19 protein-coding genes are annotated in these 18,978 nt (G+C 66.4%); 1 reads left to right on the top strand and 18 read right to left on the bottom strand.

Features of this window, described 5'->3' with window-relative positions:
* Positions 1–30 precede the first annotated feature (30 nt).
* The 3 genes from ACVCNR_RS05510 to flhA form a co-directional block, all read right to left on the bottom strand.
* Positions 31–414 (bottom strand): hypothetical protein, encoded by a 384-nt coding sequence (locus ACVCNR_RS05510; RefSeq protein WP_447074052.1) that lies wholly within the window; start codon positions 412–414, stop codon positions 31–33.
* A gap of 4 nt (positions 415–418) precedes the next feature.
* Positions 419–1,180, bottom strand: a complete 762-nt coding sequence (fliR, locus tag ACVCNR_RS05505) for a flagellar biosynthetic protein FliR (protein ID WP_447074051.1) — start codon at positions 1,178–1,180, stop codon at positions 419–421.
* A gap of 63 nt (positions 1,181–1,243) precedes the next feature.
* The gene (gene flhA / locus ACVCNR_RS05500; protein WP_354193960.1) at positions 1,244–3,331 is read right to left on the bottom strand and encodes a flagellar biosynthesis protein FlhA; all 2,088 of its coding nucleotides are present in this window, start codon (positions 3,329–3,331) and stop codon (positions 1,244–1,246) included.
* A gap of 153 nt (positions 3,332–3,484) precedes the next feature.
* On the opposite strand from flhA, the gene ACVCNR_RS05495 reads away from it, so the two are divergent.
* Positions 3,485–4,207 carry a class I SAM-dependent methyltransferase gene (locus ACVCNR_RS05495; RefSeq protein WP_447074050.1) on the top strand — a complete coding sequence of 241 codons (723 nt, stop codon included), beginning with the start codon at positions 3,485–3,487 and terminating at the stop codon, positions 4,205–4,207.
* A gap of 27 nt (positions 4,208–4,234) precedes the next feature.
* Here ACVCNR_RS05495 and ACVCNR_RS05490 read toward each other — a convergent pair whose 3' ends face one another.
* From ACVCNR_RS05490 to fliF, 15 genes are all read right to left on the bottom strand, one after another.
* Positions 4,235–5,881 (bottom strand): MFS transporter, encoded by a 1,647-nt coding sequence (locus tag ACVCNR_RS05490; RefSeq protein ID WP_447074049.1) that lies wholly within the window; start codon positions 5,879–5,881, stop codon positions 4,235–4,237.
* A gap of 171 nt (positions 5,882–6,052) precedes the next feature.
* A complete protein-coding gene (gene fliQ, locus ACVCNR_RS05485) occupies positions 6,053–6,319 on the bottom strand; it encodes a flagellar biosynthesis protein FliQ (protein WP_354193963.1) in 267 nt (88 codons plus the stop codon).
* 48 nt (positions 6,320–6,367) lie between these two features.
* Positions 6,368–6,814: a flagellar hook assembly protein FlgD gene (gene flgD, locus ACVCNR_RS05480; protein WP_354194288.1), complete on the bottom strand. Its 447-nt coding sequence runs from the start codon at positions 6,812–6,814 to the stop codon at positions 6,368–6,370.
* A 5-nt stretch (positions 6,815–6,819) separates the two neighbouring features.
* Positions 6,820–7,260, bottom strand: a complete 441-nt coding sequence (gene flbT, locus ACVCNR_RS05475) for a flagellar biosynthesis repressor FlbT (RefSeq protein ID WP_354193964.1) — start codon at positions 7,258–7,260, stop codon at positions 6,820–6,822.
* Positions 7,257–7,604 (bottom strand): flagellar biosynthesis regulator FlaF, encoded by a 348-nt coding sequence (gene flaF / locus ACVCNR_RS05470; RefSeq protein WP_354193965.1) that lies wholly within the window; start codon positions 7,602–7,604, stop codon positions 7,257–7,259. Before flaF ends, flbT begins: the two co-directional genes overlap by 4 nt.
* Before the next feature lie 15 nt (positions 7,605–7,619).
* The gene (locus tag ACVCNR_RS05465) at positions 7,620–8,669 is read right to left on the bottom strand and encodes a flagellar hook-associated family protein (protein WP_447074048.1); all 1,050 of its coding nucleotides are present in this window, start codon (positions 8,667–8,669) and stop codon (positions 7,620–7,622) included.
* An 8-nt stretch (positions 8,670–8,677) separates the two neighbouring features.
* Entirely contained in the window at positions 8,678–10,114 is a 1,437-nt protein-coding gene (gene flgK, locus ACVCNR_RS05460; RefSeq protein WP_447074047.1) for a flagellar hook-associated protein FlgK, read from the bottom strand.
* Positions 10,115–10,140: 26 nt separating this feature from the next.
* Positions 10,141–11,385, bottom strand: a complete 1,245-nt coding sequence (locus ACVCNR_RS05455) for a flagellar hook protein FlgE (protein WP_447074046.1) — start codon at positions 11,383–11,385, stop codon at positions 10,141–10,143.
* An 85-nt stretch (positions 11,386–11,470) separates the two neighbouring features.
* Complete coding sequence (locus tag ACVCNR_RS05450) at positions 11,471–12,139, bottom strand: response regulator transcription factor (protein ID WP_354193969.1); 669 nt, start codon at positions 12,137–12,139, stop codon at positions 11,471–11,473.
* Positions 12,140–12,328: 189 nt separating this feature from the next.
* A complete protein-coding gene (locus tag ACVCNR_RS05445; protein ID WP_354193970.1) occupies positions 12,329–12,919 on the bottom strand; it encodes a transglycosylase SLT domain-containing protein in 591 nt (196 codons plus the stop codon).
* Entirely contained in the window at positions 12,849–14,069 is a 1,221-nt protein-coding gene (locus ACVCNR_RS05440) for a flagellar hook-length control protein FliK (RefSeq protein ID WP_447074045.1), read from the bottom strand. The genes ACVCNR_RS05445 and ACVCNR_RS05440 overlap by 71 nt, the downstream gene beginning before the upstream one ends.
* Positions 14,066–15,373 (bottom strand): MotC family chemotaxis protein, encoded by a 1,308-nt coding sequence (locus ACVCNR_RS05435; RefSeq protein WP_447074044.1) that lies wholly within the window; start codon positions 15,371–15,373, stop codon positions 14,066–14,068. The genes ACVCNR_RS05440 and ACVCNR_RS05435 overlap by 4 nt, the downstream gene beginning before the upstream one ends.
* The gene (locus ACVCNR_RS05430) at positions 15,370–16,614 is read right to left on the bottom strand and encodes a MotB family protein (RefSeq protein WP_354193973.1); all 1,245 of its coding nucleotides are present in this window, start codon (positions 16,612–16,614) and stop codon (positions 15,370–15,372) included. Before ACVCNR_RS05430 ends, ACVCNR_RS05435 begins: the two co-directional genes overlap by 4 nt.
* Positions 16,611–17,222: a hypothetical protein gene (locus ACVCNR_RS05425; protein ID WP_354193974.1), complete on the bottom strand. Its 612-nt coding sequence runs from the start codon at positions 17,220–17,222 to the stop codon at positions 16,611–16,613. The genes ACVCNR_RS05430 and ACVCNR_RS05425 overlap by 4 nt, the downstream gene beginning before the upstream one ends.
* Positions 17,222–18,892, bottom strand: a complete 1,671-nt coding sequence (gene fliF, locus ACVCNR_RS05420) for a flagellar basal-body MS-ring/collar protein FliF (RefSeq protein WP_447074043.1) — start codon at positions 18,890–18,892, stop codon at positions 17,222–17,224. Before fliF ends, ACVCNR_RS05425 begins: the two co-directional genes overlap by 1 nt.
* Between the last annotated feature and the right edge of the window lie 86 nt (positions 18,893–18,978).

Below are 18,978 nucleotides of genomic sequence, written 5' to 3'. Positions count from 1 at the left end.
TCGGAAAGCTTGCCGCAGGCTGACGTGAGTCTACTTGCCGGCCTGCTTCTGCTCGATGAGGTCGAGCAAAGTGCGCTCGGCGAGGCGGCGTTCGTCGGCGCGCCGGGCCTCGCGGTAATCACGCTGCACCATGTTGGTGCGTGCCGTTGCCGTGGCCAGTTGCGCCGCCTCGCCGCGAGCCATCTCAAGCTCGGTCCCGGCGCGGGTGACGGCATCGGCGATCCTGCGATGGTAGACCTCCGGAAACAGGGAAGACAGCGAGCCGGGTGCGTCGAACCCGGCGACCAGTTCCTCGGCCTCGCGCTTTGCGGCGGCGGCGGCGGCCAGGTGCATGGCGTGGCGCATTTCGTGCAGGGCCTTGAGCTGGTCCTGGACCTTGACGAGTTTCTTCAGGCGCCGGGTGCGTGGCGTCATGGGGTCACCTTGCCAGCGTCATGCCGAGGAAGCCGTCGGCGAACAGCGAAAGCATGGTCGAGAAGGCGAAATAGAACAGGATCAGCCCACCTGCGACGACGAAGGGCAGGGAGATGAAGTAGATCGGGATCTGCGGCGTCAGCTTGTTGACGAAGCCGACGGTCAGGTTGACCAGTATGGCATAGGCGATGAAGGGGCTGCCCAGCCGCAGCACGAGGAAGAAGCTCTCCGACACCGTGTCGGCCACGTCGATCAGCGCCGCCTGCGGGTTGAAGAACACGTTGACCGGCGCGATCGAATAGGAGGCGATGAGGGCGCGGATGATTTCCTGATGGAAGTCGAACACGAACAGGAGAAGCAGCGCCGACATTGAGATGAGGGCGGCAAGCGGCCCCTGCGGATCGGCCTCCTCGATCGCCGTGCCGCCCATGCTGTTGAACCCCATCAGCATGGCGATGGCGGTGCCGATGAAGCGCATCGCTTCCATGTAGAGCCGGGTCAGCGCGCCGATCAGGCCGCCCACCAGCAGCTCCGAGACGATCATCGGCGCGAGGATGGACGGACGCACATCGACGAAGGGGTGGATGCGATCCCACAGGAAGGCGAGCAGGGCGATGGTGACGGCGACGGCGGTGAACAGGCGCACCTGCATGGGCACGCGCGCGCTGGAGAAGCCGGGCATCACCATCATGCACGCGCCGATGCGGCAGAAGGCTAGGAAGGCCGCCAGTATGGCGGTCTGGCTGAGATCGGCAAGACCCGTCATGGACCCGTTCCGGGCAGGGGTGGGGGTACAGCCCCGGTCACGCTCACAAGTGCCTCAAGCGGGTCACGAAATCGTCCCCAGCACGCGGATTTCGACGCCCCGCGCGATCTCGACATGGCTGAGCACCGGCAAGGTCGGGTAGAGGCGCTCGATGATCATGCGCACATAGGGGCGTGCGTCGGGCGCGGTGACCAGCACGAAACGCTCGCCGGCCTCCAGATGGCTGCGGATCGCCTTGGTGGCGTCCTGTCCGAATTCCTCGAGCTGGCGCGGGTCGATGTCGAATTCGCGGATTTCGCCCTTGGCGTCGCGCTTGAGGCTCTGGTGGAAGGCGAGGTCCCAGCGGTTGCCGAGCCGCAGCACCTTGAGCACGCCGCCTTCGGACAGGTCGCCGCAGATCTGCTGGGCCATGCGGATGCGCACATGCTCGACGATCTGCTCGGTGCGGCGGATATGCGGCGCGATCTCGGCGATGGCCTCGATGATGAGGTGCAGGTTGCGGATCGACACGCGCTCGGCCAGAAGCAGCTTCAGAACCGCCTGCAGGCCCGGATAGGAGAGGTGGGTGGTGCAGATCTCGTCGGCAAGCTTGCGATATTCCGGGTCCTGGCGTTCCAGAAGCGCCTTCATGTCCTTGTAGGAAAGAAGCTGCGGCAGGTTGTTGCGCACCACCTCGGAAAGGTGGGTGAGCAGCACCGACATGTTGTCGGCGAAGGTGAAGCGCTCGCGCTTCAAATCCTCGGCGAAGGTTTCCAGCACTGAATAGGCGCGCATGCCGAAGGCCGGTTCCTTGACCTCCTCGCCCGGAATGTCGGGCAGGGTGCGGTTGCCCAGCAGCACCATGATCTCGCCGACGCGCATCTCGTATTCGGCCACCACCGTGCCGTGGATCTTGATCTGATAGCTCTTGGGCGGAATGGCGAAGTCATCGGTCAGCCGCACTTCGGGCACCACGAAGCCGTATTGCTGCGCGAACTTCTTGCGCATCTTGCCCATGCGGAAGGCGAGTTCCTGATGCGAGGTGAGCAGCCGCGTCGAAAGCTGCTTGCCGATCAGCAGCTCGATCTCGGCGGTGGCGAGGGAGGCCTTGACCGAGTTCTTTTCCTCGTCGGCCTTGGCGGCGGCCTCGGTCCTGCGGGCGTTCTCCTCGGCGGCCTCTTCGCGCTTCTGGCGCATCGGGATGACGTAGCCGAGCCCGGCCATGGCGCAGGCCAGCACCAGGAAGGGGAACAGCGGCAGGCCGGGCATCAGGCCGAGCAGGGCCAGCAGCGAGGCGGCGACATAGAGCGCGCGCGGGTAGGCGCCGAGCTGGCCGAACACGGCCTGGTTGGCCGAGCCGCGCGTGCCGCCCTTGGAGACCAGCAGGCCGGCGGCCAGCGAGACGATCAGCGCCGGAATCTGGGTGACGAGGCCGTCGCCGACCGAAAGCTTGATGAACACGTCGGCGGCCTCGCCCATGCTCATGCCGTGGCGCAGATAGCCGATGGCGATGCCGCCGACGATGTTGATGGCGGTGATGATGAGGCCGGCGATGGCGTCGCCGCGCACGAATTTCGACGCGCCGTCCATGGAGCCGAAGAAGGAGGATTCCTCTTCCAGTTCGCGCCGGCGCAGCTGCGCGGTCTTGTCGTCGATGGTGCCGGCGGAAAGGTCGGCGTCGATCGACATCTGCTTGCCGGGAATGGCGTCGAGGGTGAAGCGCGCGCCGACCTCGGCGATACGCGTCGCGCCCTTGGTGATGACGATGAAGTTCACCACGATCAGGATCAGGAACACGATCAGGCCGATGACGAAGTCGCTCGACATGACGAGCCTGGAAAAGCCCGAGATGACGTGGCCCGCCGCATGCGTCCCTTCGTTGCCGTGCGAGAGGATGACGCGCGTCGTGGCGATGTTGAGCGACAGGCGCAGCATCGTGGCGATCAGCAGGATGGTCGGGAACGAGGAGAAGTCGAGCGGGCGCTGGATCCATAGCGCGACCATGAGGATCAGCACCGACAGCGCGATGGAAAAGGCCAGCCCCATGTCGATCAGGAAGGCGGGAATCGGCAGGAACAGCACCGCGAGAATGACGACGATGCCCAGCGCGAAGAAGATGTCGCGGCTGTTCTTGCCGGCGCTGCCGGATATCGCTGTTTCTGCCAGGGCCACCTGCTTCTCCACATTCCATGCCCGCCGGCGCGCAGTTCGGGCGCTGCAACCTTAGAAGGCGAAGCTTGTGCGAGAATGGGAGGGCGAAGGTGGAAACCGCCCCGCCGGTCCGCTATAGACCGCGCCTTTGCGATGGAAAGCACAGGAGGCGTCATGAACGGGCAGGATGACAAGGATCATTGGACGCGGGTGGCGGCGGACTGGATCCGCTGGGCGCGGGCGCCGGGGCATGACGCGTTCTGGGCCTATCGCGATGCGCTGCTGGCGTTCATCGGCAGCGGCACAGGCGATGTGCTCGACGTGGGCTGCGGTGAGGGCAGGGTGTCGCGCGAATTGAAGGCGCTCGGCTATCGGGTGACCGCCCTCGATCCGGTGGCCGAGATGATCGAGGCTGCCCGGCAGGCGGATTCGGCCGACGCCTATGTGGTGGCCGGCGGCGATGCGATACCGTTCGAGGACGGGCGTTTCGACAAGGCCGTCGCCTACAATGTGCTGATGGACGTGCAGGACGTGCCGGCCACGGTGAAGGAAATCCGCCGCGTGCTGAAGCCGGGCGGCGAGCTGATCGTTTCGCTGGTGCATCCCTTCCGCGATCGTGGCCGCTTCGCGGGCCCCGAACTGGACGCCCCGTTCATGCTGGAAGGCAGCTATTTCGGCATCGAGCGCTTCGAGGGCATGGAAGAGCGGGATGGGTTGCGCATGGATTTCGCGGGCTGGTCGCAGCCGCTCGAATCCTATGCGGCGGCGCTCGAAGATGCCGGGCTGGCCATCACGGCGCTGCGCGAGCCGTTGCCGGCGCCGGAGACTGCGGGCCTTCGGCGCTACAATCGCATCCCGCTGTTTCTCTGGCTCAAGGCCCGGCCGCTGGCAGGCTGACGCGAGGGGCATTCCCGGACGGCACGGTCAGTGCAGGTCGATCGGACCCTTGGGTGTGACGATGGCCTGCTGTGCGCTGGTCTGGCGCTCGATCATGCGGCGCACCCGCGGCCGTTCCGAGCCGCTGTGCAGCGCCCGGATGCGCTCGGAGATCTCCGCATCGGCAAAGGTGGCGCGGGTGTTGTGGCGCACATATTCCAGCCAGGTGGGCGTGTGGTAGCTCTCGATCCAGATGTCGGGGTTCTCGAGATCGCGCGCCAGCGTCCAGTTGCGGGCGCCGTCGCGGCGGCGGATGCGGCCGCGCTCGGCCATCAGCTCGATGAATTCGGGCAGGTCCTTTTCCCTGATGACATATTCGATCAGGATGGCGATGGGGCCGCTGCGCGGTTTCAGGTCGAGCGACAGGAGCGGCTCGGTCCAGCGGTTGAGCGGATCGAGGTTCATCGTCGTCAGTTGCGGCAACGGCACGGCGAAACCGAGGGCGCCGCCGACCAGCATGGAGATGGAGGAGGCGATGAGCGCCGCTTCGACGCCATGCGCTTCGGCCACCACGCCCCATACCCAGCTTCCAAGCGCGATGCCGCCGAAGGTCGATGTCTGGTAGATGGAAAGCGCCCGCCCCACCACCCAGCGCGGGGTAGACATTTGCACCGTGATGTTGAAATGCGACAGCGCCAGCACCCAGCAGGCACCGCCGATCAGCAGGCCCGCGGCGGTAAGCCAGGCATTGGAACTGAGGGCCGCCGTCAGCGCGCAGATCGAGAAGCCGATGAAGGCACAGCGCACCATCACCTCGCTGGCGAGCATCTGGCGCAGCCGGCCGCTGAGCAGTGCGCCGACCACCGCGCCGAGGCCGAAGGCCCCCAGCATGATGCCGTAGGTGAGCGGGCCACCCCTGACCAGATCGCGTGCGACCAGCGGCAGCAGCGCCAGGATCGAGCCGCTGGTGAAGCCGAATACGGACGACCGCAACAGGACCTTGCCGATATTGGGCGACATGGCGACGTAGCGGATGCCGGCGCCCATCGCCGCTCCCAACGTCTCGCGCGGCAGCTTGGAGGCCATGAGGTTCGGCTGCCACCGAGACAGGACGGTGAGCAGCGCCACATAGCTGGCGGCATTGACGGCGAAGGCGGCGGCGGCACCGGCCGCCGCGACGATGATGCCGCCGATGGCCGGGCCTACCGAGCGGGTCAGGTTGAAGCCCATCGAGTTCAGCGCCACGGCCGCCGGCAGGTCCTCGCGCGGCACCATGTCTCCCACTGATGCCTGCCATGAGGGATTGTTGAGGGCGGTACCGCAGCCGATCATGAAGGTGAAGGACAGGAGCAGCCAAGGTGTGATGAGGCCCTGGTAGGCGAAAATGGTGAGCAGCACCGACACGAGCAGCATGAGGCCCTGCGCCACAAGCATCACCTTGCGGCGGTCGAAGCTGTCGGCAATGGCCCCGGAGACGAGCGAGAACAGCATGATCGGCAGTGCCGTCGAGGCCTGGACCAGCGCCACCATGTTGGAGGAGGTGGTGATGGAGGTCATCAGCCATGCCGCGCCGACGCTCTGGATCAGCCCGCCGAAATTGGAGGCGAGGCTGGCTGTCCACACTGCGCGGAAAATACCGTGCCGGAAAGGGGCGAGGGTCGAGCTCTTATGCGTGCCGTTTTCGTCGTCGATCAAGCGTCTCGTTCCGCCATTGGCGGACCTCTTCAATCCGGATGGTTCATCGCCAATATGGAGCGGGGCCCGGTTCGGAGAAGGCCTGTGCCTAACAAGGATGCGTCGCGCCGCGCTGTCAAGTGCCGGGGCAGGTGGTGGCGGACGTGGACCGGTGCAGGGGGCGGAACTGGTCTAGAAACCGTTTTCGACGCGCTCGAAGATGACGTTGGCGAAGGCGGAAATCTGGCTGCCGACAAAGGGACCGGACAGCGCCACCACCAGCATGATGGCGACGATCTTGGGCACGAAGGTGAGGGTGATTTCCTGGATCTGGGTCAGGGCCTGCACCAGGGCGATGCCGATGCCGACGATCATGGCGACCAGCACCACGGGCGCGGAGGCGACGAGCACCGTCCACACCGCATATTGCATGATGTCGAGCGCATCGGCTTCGTTCATGGCTTCAGCCCGGTCCTCCGCTCCGGGGCTCGCATGCCCCAGGCGTTCCTACGCCGGCGTTTCTCCGGTTTCCCCGTCCGAATTGCCGGCCGGCGGCGCGCTGATGCTGACGCCGGGGCCGATGAGCACCTGGGTCCCGTCCTCCAGGATGCCGACCATGCCGTCGGAGAAGATGCGCACCTCCTTGACGATACCGGAAACCTCGCCGTCGAGGGAGCTGATATGATGGCCGATCAGGTCGGTGGCCTGTGACAGGCTGGATGCCTGCAGGATCTGGTCCAGCTTGGTGTTGGCCTGCATGGACTGCTCCACCTGCGAGAAAGTGGCGAGCTGGGCCACATACTGGGTGGAATCCATCGGCTGGGTGGGATCCTGGTTCTTCATCTGGGCGATCAGCAGCCGCAGGAAGGAATTGTAGTCCACCATGGCCTTGGACCGGGCGGAGGAAGCCTGGTTGGCGCCATTGGGGATGGAGGTGGTCATGTCGACGTTCATGGTCATCAGGCTCCCACGGCTATCGGTTCGCGCTCGTGCAACTCCCGGTCGCGGCCGCCCCGCAGGGCGGCCTCCTCGATCGGATAGAGGGCGCGGATGGCTTTCAGCGCGCCATAGACATCGCCTTCGCCGACCATGCGGTCGACCTGCTTGAGGCTGGCAAGGATCTGCTCGTCCTTGAAGCTGGCCAGGAGCAGCGGCAGCGATTTGCGGAACATGTCGCGGGCATCCGGCGCGCCTTGCGGGTTCATCAGCATCACCTGCAGTATGAAATAGAGCTGGCGCAGCGGCGTGCTGGCGTCCTCCGGCTGGAGCACGTGGTTCTCCAGCAGGAACTGGACATCGTTCATCAATTCGATCGTGACCTTGCGGTCCGGGCGGATGACGGCGCCGTTGATGTAGATCTTCTCGTTCGCCTTCAGGGAGAGCTTGAGGGTGCTCTTCATTGGATGCCGTCCCGGATGATCTGAGAGATTTCGATGATGCCCTGGAAATCGGTCGTCCGGCCCTGGCGGATGTCCTCGGCCTCGCGCAGCACCCACAGGCCGATCGAGATGAGGTTGGCGCGCAGTTCCTTCGGCAGGGCGTTGTCGCTGGAGCCGAGGTCTTCCAGGAGCGTGGCCCACACGCGCGCCGTGAAATGGAGAGCCTCGACGGCCTCGCGGGTCTCGGGGCCGGCGGCGGCGGCCGCCGTCAGCATGTCGATGGAACGGCTCAGCAACTGGTGCTCGCGGTCCCTGGCGTCGGCCACCGAGTCGGTCTGAATGTCGGCGTAGGAGAATTGGTACATCGCAAATCCGCCCCGTCAGGTGAGGTAGTTCAGCAGGCTGAGCTGCTGGATGCGCGCTGTCAGCGCGAAGGAAGTCTGGATATGGGCCATCAGGTCGTTGACGCGGTTGGCGGCCTCGTAGGGGTCGACGCCTTCCAGGTCGATGATGTGCCGCTCGAACAGGTCGATCTGCGTGTTGATGCGGGTGCTGGCTTCCGAAACGCGGTTCTGGATGATGCCGGTCTGCGACTGCAACTGCCCGAGATCGGCGATGGCCTCGCCGGCGAGAGCCTGCGCGCGCCTGGCCACGGCCGACTTGGCCTCCTCGTCAAGATTGCCGGAGAAGGCCTCATAGGCCAGCACGGCGGCCATGGCGGCCTTGCGCAGCCCTTCGTTGTTGGCGCTGACCGAGGCCGGGGTCGTCTCGTTGAGGGCGATGCGGCTGACGATGGTCTGGTCGGTGGCGTTCGACCAGTTGGCCTCCCAGCCGGCGCCGAGGAACTGCGGCTCGACGAGGTCGGTTATGAAGGATTCGATGTCCGTCGCGGAGATGTCGGCGGCGGCCGGGTCGTCCTTGGTGAAGCCGAAACGGGCATGAAAGGCGGCGTCGAAGGCCGCCTTGGCCGGCGAGGCCGGGTCGAGGTAGTCCTCGACCGGGCGCACATCGGTGTTGGTGCCGGCGAACAGATATTCGCCGTTCATGCTGGAATTGAGGATCGTGGTCAGCGATTGCAGCATGGTGCTGCCGCTCTTGGCGGTGACGCTGTCGGGCGAATCGCCGGCGACGGCCACGGTGAGCGCATTGACGAGATCCTGCGTGACCGAGACGATCTGGCCGAGCGAATCCTGCGTCGACTTCAGGCGTGCGGACACCAGCGCGTTGGAATCGACCAGCGCGTTCAGGCGGTCGAGATCGCGGTGGAAATTCACCGCCTGCGCGCTTCTGGCCCCCAGTGCGAGGCCGGTATCGGCGACCCTGCCCGAGTCCATCTCCTTCTGGGCCTTGACCAGATCGACCTGCATGCGCGTCTGCGAATAGCGCATCGCGTTGGAGATGGCGGCGGAGGAGACGGAAACTGCTTTCATGGCAGGTCCTAGACGGCGTTCAGTAGCGTTTTCAGCATCTCGTCCACCGTGCTGAGCAGACGGGCGGATGCCTGGTAGGTGTGTTCGAGGTCGAGCATGAGCGACATTTCCATGTCGATGTTCACGCCCGTGGCGTTGGACAGGGCCTCGGCGGTGCGCGCGGCCAATGCTTCCTTGGTGTCGGCAGACGTCGTCGCCTGCTGACGGGCATTCTCCAGCCAGCCGATGGCGTTGGCGGAATAGGCGGTGACGCTGGCAGCGGCGGTGATGCCGGCGGCGGGATGGAACGTCATCGGCTGGTCGAGCCTGTCGCCCAGCGCGATCAGCCGGTCCGCGAAGGAGGCCGTGCCTCCCGTGTTCGCCACATAGGCGGCGCCGTTGGCACCACCGTCGCGCAGCAGGTTGACGTTGCCGCCCTGGTCGGGATCGAAAGCGGCATTGATCGAGATCTGTCCGGCCAGGCCGTTGACCAGGGTTCCGGGCACGCCCGGCGCGCCCGACCAGGTGAACAGGCCGGCTGCGTCCGGCAGCGGCGGCGCGGTTTCGGCGAAGGCGCCGATGAGGCCGCGGGCGATCTCGTCGAGTTGCGCCTGCATAGTGACCGAGGCGCCGTCGCGCAATTGCAGCAGGCCGGCCAGCTTGCCGGAAGCCTCGCCGGTGCTGCCGGAGACCGGCACGTTGTCGATGTAGACCGTGGCGCCCGCCATGCCCGGCGCGTAGGCCGGCGAGGGCGTAAAGCTTACCGGGCGCGCCACCGTCTCGAACATGGTGACGCCGCCCGTGGTGGTGATGACCATGTCGTTGTCGGCGCGCAGGTGGGTGGTGACCGGCACATGCTCGGCAATCTTCTTCAGCAGCGCGTCGCGCTTGTCGAGCGCGTCCGAAACGTCGGTGCCGGTGCGGGTGCCGGCAACGATCGCCTTGTTGACGCTCTCGAACTGGGCCAGCAACTGGTTGAACTCGCCAACCGAGGTCGCGATCTGGCTGTCGATGTCGGCGCGGAAGGCCTGGATGGCTTCGCTGCCGCTGTTGAGCGAGCGCACCGCCTGTCGGGAGGCGTCGATGACCGTCGCGCCAACATTCGGGTTCGACGGCGTGGTGGCGTAGAGTTGCAGCGCATTGTGCAGCTTGCCGATGGCCGTGGAGGCGGAGCCGGCATTGTCGACGCCGTTGACGGCGAGTTGCAGCCGGTCGAGCCCGCTCGACAGGATGCTCTGGCCGCTCCAGGCCGACAGGGCGGACAGGTTCTGGCGGAAAAGCTGCTGGTCGACGGCCCGCTGGACGACGACCATGCGCGCCCCCGGCGCATTGGAAACGACCTGGGCGATGCGGCGCGAATAGTCCGGATTGGAGGCATCCGCCACGTTGCGCGTCACAACATTGGTCTGGCGCGACGTCGAAAGAAGCGCCGATTGTGCGATGCTGAGTGCGGATGACAGCGACATGCTAAAGGTTCACGGCTGGCGCCGCCTTATCTCTTGAGGTTGACGAGGACGTCCATCAGTTCCGAGCCGGTCTGGAACACCTTGGAATTGGCCGTGTAGCTGCGCTGCGCGGCAATCATGTCGGTCAGTTCCTCGGCGATATCGACGTTGGAATTCTCCAGCGCGCCCGAGACGATGGACCCGCGCGACTCGCTGTCGGCGCGCCCGATCGTGACGGGACCGGAATCGCCGCTGACGGTGAACACGTTGCCGGGCAGGACGGTGAGGCGGTCCGGACTCGGCACCTCGGCCAGCGGGATCGTGTAGAGGGCCAGCGTGGTGCCGTCGCTGTAGAGGGCATAAACGGTGCCGTCGCGGCCGATTTCCACCTTCTCCACGGAAGTGGCCGGGTGTCCGTTCACTTCGCCGATGGCCTTGAACTCGCTGCCCACCTGCTTGAGGCTGGACAGGTCGAGGTTGAGGGCCGCGCCGTTGGGCACGGTCAGCGCCAGGGTGCCGGCGCCGGCAAGCGTTCCATCCGGGTTGAAGTTCAGGGTCGTGGTGCCGAGCGGCCCGTTCGCGTAGGGGAAGGAGCCGCCGGTCGCGGCATCGTCACGGTCGAACACCGACACTTCCCAGCTATCGGGGCCGGTGCTGGTGAAATACACGTCCAGCGTCTTCTGGTTGCCCTGCGTGTCATAGACGACGAGGGACGATTTCGCCGTGTACTGGGCGCTGGCGCCGTTTGCGGAGGGCAGGTCCCCGGCTGCGACCGGGGTTGCGCCCGATGGCAGGCTGCCGTGATAGGCGCCCTGCGTGCTCGCCTCGGGATCGGAACCGGCCTGCGGGATCGTCACCGGAACGAGGCCGCCATAGTCGCCGACGCCGCCGGTCGGGGCCGTGCCGTATTCATAGGCCATGAGCTGGAAGCCGCCGGCATTGACCAGCCGGCCCACCCCGTCGGGCACGAAGGCGCCGGCGCGGGTGAGGAAATTGGTGCCGCTGGGGTCCTGCACGACGAAGAAGCCGTTGCCGTCCACGGCCAGATCCGAGGCCGAGGTGGTGTATTTGTGGATGCCCTGCTTGCTGATCGAATTGATGACCGTCGTGGTCACGCCGCCGGAGGTGTAGCTGCGCCCGGTGTTCGGCATGATCATGGACGAAAATTCGGTCGAGGCGCGCTTGTATCCGGTGGTGTCGGAATTGGCGATGTTGTCGGCTGTGGTCGCCAGCCGGCTTGATTGGGCAGCCATGCCGGAAACGCTGGTCCGCATCATTCCATAGAGGCTCATCGAGACGTCTCCTCAGATCCACCTTGTGTGGGAAACAGGATAGGCCGTCTGTCTTGCGCGAGGCTGGTGCGGGCCTCGGTGCCCATCACAGCACGAGCCGGTAGCCGAGGAAGCGCTTGGACTCGATCGGATCGTGGCCGAGCCTCTCGCGCAGCTTCTTGCGCAGCTTGGAGATGTGGCTTTCCACCACGTTCTCCTCGACCTCGTCGTCGAAGATGCCATAGATGGCGTTGAAGACCTGGGTCTTGGTGACGCGCCGGCCGCGATTGGCGGCCAGGAATTCCAGGATGCGGCGCTCGCGGCGTGGCAGCGGCAGCGGCTGGCCGTCGATTTCGGGATCGCGCCCGTCCATGAAGATGCGCATGCGGCCGACCTCGGTATAGTCCGGTTCGGTCTCGGCGCGGCGGCGGATGGCGGAGATGCGGGCGAGGATCTCGCGGATGTGGACGGGCTTGCGCACCACGTCGTCGACGCCGCTTTCGAACAGTTTCAGCGTGTTCTCCAGCGAGTTCTGTTCGCTGAGCGCGATCACCGGTGCGCCGGTGCGGCCCCTGATCTGGCGCGGCGAGATGCTGCCCTCGCGGCAATCGCCGATGAGGAAGGCGCTGACGCAGCGCAGATCGTCTTCCGCCGCGCTCGACACCCATTCGTCGAACTCGGTCGGCGCGAAACCCGTGCAGGCTACGCCTTCCCTGTCGAAAAGTGAGTTGAAACCCGCAGTTACGAGTTCGCGTTCGTCTACGACCACGATCATCGGCCCGCCTTCCGAATCAATTCATTAACCCCTTGGAAAGGGTTAACGGCGGGCCGGAATCCTGACCAACCGTCAATTTTTATGGCCATGATTTTGGGGAGTGGACAAACGCTCTGGTTGTAGGCGGTTCCGCTTGTTTCTATGTCGTTCGGGAGGTTTTCATGCCGGACAGGGTGGCCTGGCTACAATTCACGGCCGGCAGAAGGCGCGGGCATTGTCCGTCCACTTGCCGAACCCGACCGCCACCATGTTGGCGATGACGCGGCACACATAGACCTTCTGCGCGGGGTCGTTGTCCGGGCCGGCATGGTAGCGGGCCACAGCCATCGACCATGTCGTGTGGCGGGCATGGAGGCTGGCAAGGAAGCGGGCGGCGTAGTCGACATTGCGGCGCGGATCGAGCATGTCCTCGACGCTGCGGAAATTGCCGGCATGATAGTGGTGGTTGACCTGCATGCAACCCAGATCGATCAGCTTCCGGCCCTGCCGCTGGGCGTCGTTGAAAGCCGCCACCGCTTCCGCCCGGCTTTTGGGAAACAGGGCTTTTCCTTCTATATTCAAGGCGTTGGGCTGGAGGCTGCCTTTCCTTCCGGTTTCCGTCAGGCCGACGGCGTAGAGAATGCCGGCGGGGATGCCGTAGCGTTCCGAGGCGCGCAATATCTCCCGTTCGCAGGCATTGGCAGAAGCTTTGGCCGGGAGCGCCGGAAAGCTAGATGTAAAGGCCGCCGCCGCTATCGCCGCGAGGAGACGATGGCGGATGCGCGCTGGTTTCGCTGTCATACGCGGTGCCTCCGGATGCATGTCGTTCCCCTTGAGAGCCGCCCCCGCTGCCTGACTGGCCGGGCTGGAAGGCCGAACCGTCGCGGCCGGCAAAGCCTGCCGCATCCGCGCGCGCGGCCGGCGTTGCAGTGCCCGAAGGCGGCAGCACCGTGACCTTAGCGATGTCGAAACCGAGATCGCGCATGGAGCGGACGATGGTTTCGCTGTCGGAGGACAGGTGGCGCCATGCCTCATGGGTGTCCGGCGCGATTTCAATCGAGAGTTGATCTCCCGCCAGATGGAGGCGGGCGCTGACCATGCCAAGCTCCGCCGGGTGCAGCTCGATCCTGAGCGTATGGGCCGGGGCGGCGTTTTTTTGCGCCCAAGAAGCTGGCAAGGCGGGGGCGGAAACGGCCTGTTTCAAGCCTTCGTCGCCGGCGATCGATGCCACCAGTCCCGCCAATGTCGGGTCGGAAGCGAGGGGTGCGGGCGCTGCGAAACTCTGCGCTGCCGTCACCGTCACACGCGGAACGGGCTCCTGCCGGGGGCGCGCATCCGCACGCGGACCGGGCGTGGCCGGGTCGTCGGCTTCGGCCTGCGGCCGGAGGCTGACGGGCAAATCCGGTTCCGGCTGGCTTTCGGCCTGCATGCCGGCTGGTGTGGCAGCCGGCGAAGCCGGTTCGCTCATGGCCGGCTTCTCCGCTGCGGGGAAGGCCCTGAAGGCTTTTGCCTCGTTCGGGACCGGATGTCCGGAGCGGCCGTCGTTCATTGCCGGGATGGCGGCGGTTTCCGGCCGCCGCGGCAGCGGCTCCTCCGGGGCCATCTCCTCACCGTTGGTGTTGTCGGCGGGAGAGGCGGCGCGTTCCATTTCGCGCCAGCTCATCAGCAGCGGCAGGCGCTCGGCAACTGGCGGAGCCATGCCGGGCATGGTGCCGGCTTGGGCGCTGTCTTCTTTGTCGTGCCGTGCCTCGTCACGTTCGACCGTGCTTTTGTCCCCGTCGTCGGAGGGACCGGGGACGGCCATTTTCCTGCCGGTCCCGGTTTCAGCGCGCCTGTCGGGGTGGCGGTCGAGTACTTCGCCGAAACCGATGATGTCTTCCTTGCCGCCGTGTCGGCCGGTTGCCGTTTGAGGCTCGGCCACGGTCAGGGCCTGTACGATGCTGACACTCATAGCGGTGCGGTCCCCAGCAACTGGTCGATCTTGTCGATCGTGCGGCGCATGTTGGCGATGGCCTCGTCGGTTTGGTCCGGCTTCGTCGCCACGGGTCTGTCGGCGGCGACTGCCGGTGTCGGGGCAGCCGGATTCGCTTCCGGCTCCGGCATGATGCCTTCGACCAGAGGCAGTTCCGCCTCGTCCTGCGGCGAAACCGCCTCGGGCGTCGTGGCCTGCCGGGCTGCCGGCTCGGCCTTCGGTGCGGGATCATCGGCAAAGACGCCGGCAGGCGGGGCCACCACCTCGCTGGTGATGGCGCGCGCCGCATCGAGCAGCATGCGGTCGCCGGGGGAGAGCTTGTCGCGGTCGATCCCGCGCAGCTTCTCGGCCAGGTCCTTCACCGGCTCGCCCGTCACGTTGGACAGGCCGGAATAGAGCAGGGTGCGCGGGTCGTCGCCTCCACCGGTGCCGCCATCGCCGAGCCTGGCCTTTGCGGCGGCGAAAGCCGACAGGTCGCTCAACCCCTCGATGGCGGCGCTGCGGGCGATACGCAGCCAGATAACCCGCCCGCGCTCCGTATCCATCAGCGACACGATGCCGGCCAGCCTGTCGCGCCCCATGGCAGGGTCGAGCGCCACCGCGCCGGCGACGAAAGCGTCGGCGAACTGGCTGGCATAGGGCGAATGCAGGAAGCGGGCCACATATTGCGTGGAGGCTTGCGAAAAGCGGTCGGCGTCCGCGGCCGTCGCGGCAATGGTGATCGAGCGGCGCAGGGCCGCTTCCTCCACCAGCGTCCCGGGGGCCAGAAGCCGTGCTTTGTCGAGCAGGCCGAGGGCCGTGGCGGGAGCCTCGCGTGCCAGCAGCGAGCCCTTCACCAGCGCCACGAAAGTTGCGATGTCGTCGGGAAGGGCAGTCAGGTCGAGGCTTTCAAACGCCTTCAGCGCGGTGGCCGGGTCGCCGTCCAGGTATGCGATCACGCCAGTGGCCAGCGCCTTGTCGCGGTGGTCGAGCTGGAGGCGGGAGACGGCGGTCTGCAAGGTAACGGGATTGCCGCCGCTCATACCGTAGACGAGCAAAGCGCGGAAGTTGCGCGGCTCGGCGAAGTCCGCCGTGGCGGCCTTGCGCAGGCGCACGTCGGTGAGTTCCAGCAGCTTGCCCTGCATGGGCAGGGCCGCATGGTCGCCGGCCGCGATGCGGTCCTGCACCAGTTGCAGCGAGCGCACGAGCTGATAGGGCTGCAAGCCTTCGCTCGGCGCCGCGGCCTGCGCCGGCAGGGCGAGCCAGAGGCCGGCGAGTGACCAGCACAGGGCGAGGCGTCTCATCCTTGCGTCTCCAGAAGGATGGCGATGCGGCGGTTGACGGCGGCCAGCGGGTCGGCCTTGTTCCTGGGCTCGCGGTCGGCGAAGCCGGACACTTCCTTGATGCGGCTCTCGTCGACGCCGCCGCGCACCAGCATATAGTAGGCGGCATGGGCGCGGGCGGTGGACAGGCGCCAGTTGTCATAGGCGGCGCTGCGGAAGGGGCGGGCGTCGGTGTGACCCTGGATGGACAAAAATCCCTTCTGCTCCTCGAGGATCTTGCCGATCTTCTCCATGGCGATGACGAGCTCGCGCCGCGGCAGCGCCGAACCGATCTCGAACATGCCGAAGTCGAGCTGGTCGGTGATCGAGAGGATGACGCCGCGATCCGTGGCTTCCACCGATATGCCGTCGCCGATCTTGTCGCCGGTCCCGAAGGCCTGCGCGATCTGCTCGCGAATGTCCGCTGCGGCCTGCCGGGTCTTCTGGCTGGGCTCGGCCGGTGCGGGCTTGTCTTCGCGCGGTTCAATCTCCGTCTTCGGGGCCTCGGCCGCCTCCAGGATGCGGTTCACTTCCTCCACGACGGTTGCGGGCTCGGCCTGCTTGGCCGGCTCGGCAGGCTCCGCCTTGTCCTGTCCCTCGGATTTCGGACCCTCGGCGCTCGCCTCGGCCATCGGGTCGGTCATCTGCTGCGACCAGAAATCGGGCGCGAACGGATCGCGGTAGAATTCGCCGCCGGAGGCGCCGGAAGCAGGCCCGGAATTCTGCGCGCCGCCGTCGCCCTTCTCGCTGATGTTCTGCAGCCGACCGGTATTGGCGGCAATCTCGGCCAGCACCGCATAGGGGTCGGCGAACAGCTTCTCGTCCGCCGAAAGCGTCGGCGCACCGGCGCTTTCCAGCTCGTTCTGTTCCTTCACGGAACCGGCATTGCCTTCGCCGTCCGTGCCGATCTTGGCCAGGGCTTCCAACGGGTCGTTTTCCGCCCGTCCGGAAGAGGCGGGGCCATCGCCGAGATCCTCCAGCCCCTTGCGGCTGGCATTGCGGTCGATCAGCTTGATCGGGTTGAAATAGCTGGCCACCGCGGCGCGGGTCTGCTCATTGGCGGCGTTGATCAGCCACATGACCAGGAAGAAGCACATCATAGCCGTCATGAAGTCGGCGAAGGCGATCTTCCACACGCCGCCGTGATGGGCCTCGTCCTCGTTGTGCTTGCGACGGACGATGATGATCTCCTGCCGGGGTTCGTCGGTGGCGCTGGTGCTCATGACAACATCTCGGACAAGGCTGTCGACCATTCGCTCATGCGGGTCTCGATCACCGTCTCATCGATGGAGACGGTGAGGTCGAAGCCGGGAGCCTCGCTGAAGTCGAGGTTTTTCGTGCGGTCACCGAGCATGACGGCAAGCTTTTCGTAGAGATGCGCCGGGCCGTGAACCTGGATGCGGATCGCCTCGGCGTCGTCGAGGGCCGCGCCGATGCTTTCGGCCAGTGCGGCCAGCGACCGCTCGCGCAATGCATCCGAAAGGAGGCCGCCGATTGTGCGGGCGGCCGCCGCGCCGATCGCCTGGGAAACCTGCTCCTGCAACTGGTCCATGCGTGCCGCGATGCGCTCGCCGATATCGGCGCCGAGGGTTTCCATGAACGCCCGCGACTCGTTTGCCGCAGCTTCCTGGACTGCGGCCAATTGCGCCGCGTGCGCCTCGGCCAGACGCGCTTCGAGTTCGGCCTCGGCGTTGGCGACCGCCTCGGCGATCAGCGTGCCGATATCGGGTTCCGCCGGTCTGTGCATGGGCGCCGCATGGGCCGGCGCTTCGGCTTGGCCCTTTGCGGGGCCGAAATCCGGCAGCAGATCCCAGAGCGCGAGCGTGGACATCAGGCGGCCGCCTCGATGGGCGTGGCGGCGCTTTCGGCGGCGGCCCATTTGCGCAGGATCTGGGCGGCGCGTTCATCGTTGAGGTCGACCATGCGCACCAGCCGCTCCTGAGGAGCAGGGCGCAGCTTGCGCCCGATGTCGTCGAGTTGCGGGGCAGGGGCCGGGGCATAGGTGGCATCGGCCAGCGCCGGCATTTCGGCGCTGTCGGCGGCGATGTCCGGCGTCGGCAGGGAGCGCTGCATCTCCTCGAAACTCGAGCCGGCCAGCGCCGGGGCGGGCCGGGCGGTCAGCGCGGCCGCCATCGGCCGCAGCCCGAAGAAGGCGACCAGGAAGGCGACGGTCACGAAGGCGGCGGCGTTGATGAGGGTGCCGGTGTATTTGCCGAGCGATTCCATCATGCCGGGCTGCGGCAGGGCTTCCCCGTCGAGCCCGTCGATGAACTCGACCGCCGACACGTCGATGACGTCGCCGCGCTTCTCGTCGAATCCGGTGGCGGAGGCGACGACCTTGCGGATCTCGGCCACGCGCTCGGCAAGCTGTTCGGGCGTGGCGTCCTTGCCCAGCACGGACAGCAGGCGCTGCTGGTTGACCACCACGGCGACCGACATGCGGTCGACCGTATAGCCGTTCGAAACGGTGGCGACGCGCCTGGAGTTGATCTCGTAGTTGGTGATCTCCTCGCGGCGGTCGTTCTGCGAGCTGGACTGCGGCCCGTCGGAGGCGACCGGCTGCGTCTCGGGCAGATTCTGCTCGACGCTGGTGGGGACGGCGGACTGGCGCTGGCTGCTCGCCTCGTTGTTGCGCACGCTCTGCACCGAACGCTCGACGCGCGAGGCGGGATCGAAGGTGGTTTCCTCGATCTGCCGCGAATCCGTGTTCACGTCGGCCTTGACGCTGGCGCGGAAATTGTCGGTGCCCAGATAGGACGTCAGGGCGCGCCGGATGTTGTCCTCGATCTGGGCTTCGACGGTCTGTTCGACACCGAGGGCGCGCGCGGCGCTGGTGTTGGACGGATCGTCGCCGGCGGCCAGGAGCTTGCCGGCGGAATCGAGCACCGTCACCTTCTCGGCGCCGAGGCCGGGCACGGCGGCGGCAACGAGATGGCGGATGGATTCGGCCGTGCGCACGCCATCGACGCCGCCGTAGCGGATGACGACGGAAGCCGAAGGCTGCTGTTCCTCGCGGCGGAAGTTCGCCCGCTCCGACATGACGATGTGGACGCGCGCGGCCTTGATGCCGGCGAGCGACTGGATGGTGCGCGCGATCTCGCCTTCCAGCGCCCGCACGCGGGTGATCTGCTGCATGAAGGAGGTCAGCCCCAGCGAACCGACATTGTCGAACAGTTCGTAGCCGGCATTGGCGCTGTTGGGCAGGCCCTTCTCGGCCAGCAGCATGCGGGCGCGGGCGGTGCTGCCCGTCGCCACCAGCACGCTGGTGCCTTCAGAGCCGACGTCGAAGGGAATGCCGGCATCGCCCAGCACCACGCCGATCTGGCTGATGTCGGAGCGTTCCAGTCCCACGTAAAGGGTCTCGTAGGCGGGCCGGTTCAGGTAGATCGAACCGACGACGATGGTGGCCATGATCAGGGCCGCCATGGCCCCCATCAGCGCCAGGCGCCTGGTGCCGAACCCCTTGAGGTTGTCGATGATGGTCTGGATCTGCTCCGGCACTGCCCCACGGCTCCCGCATGTTGGCCCATGCAGAGCCTAGCTGGCGAAGCTTGTGCGAAAATGAAATCGGGCCGCCGGTGGGGCAG

It is taken from the genome of Aquamicrobium terrae (assembly GCF_052978165.1).
This window is presented reverse-complemented; position numbering and strand designations above follow the sequence as displayed.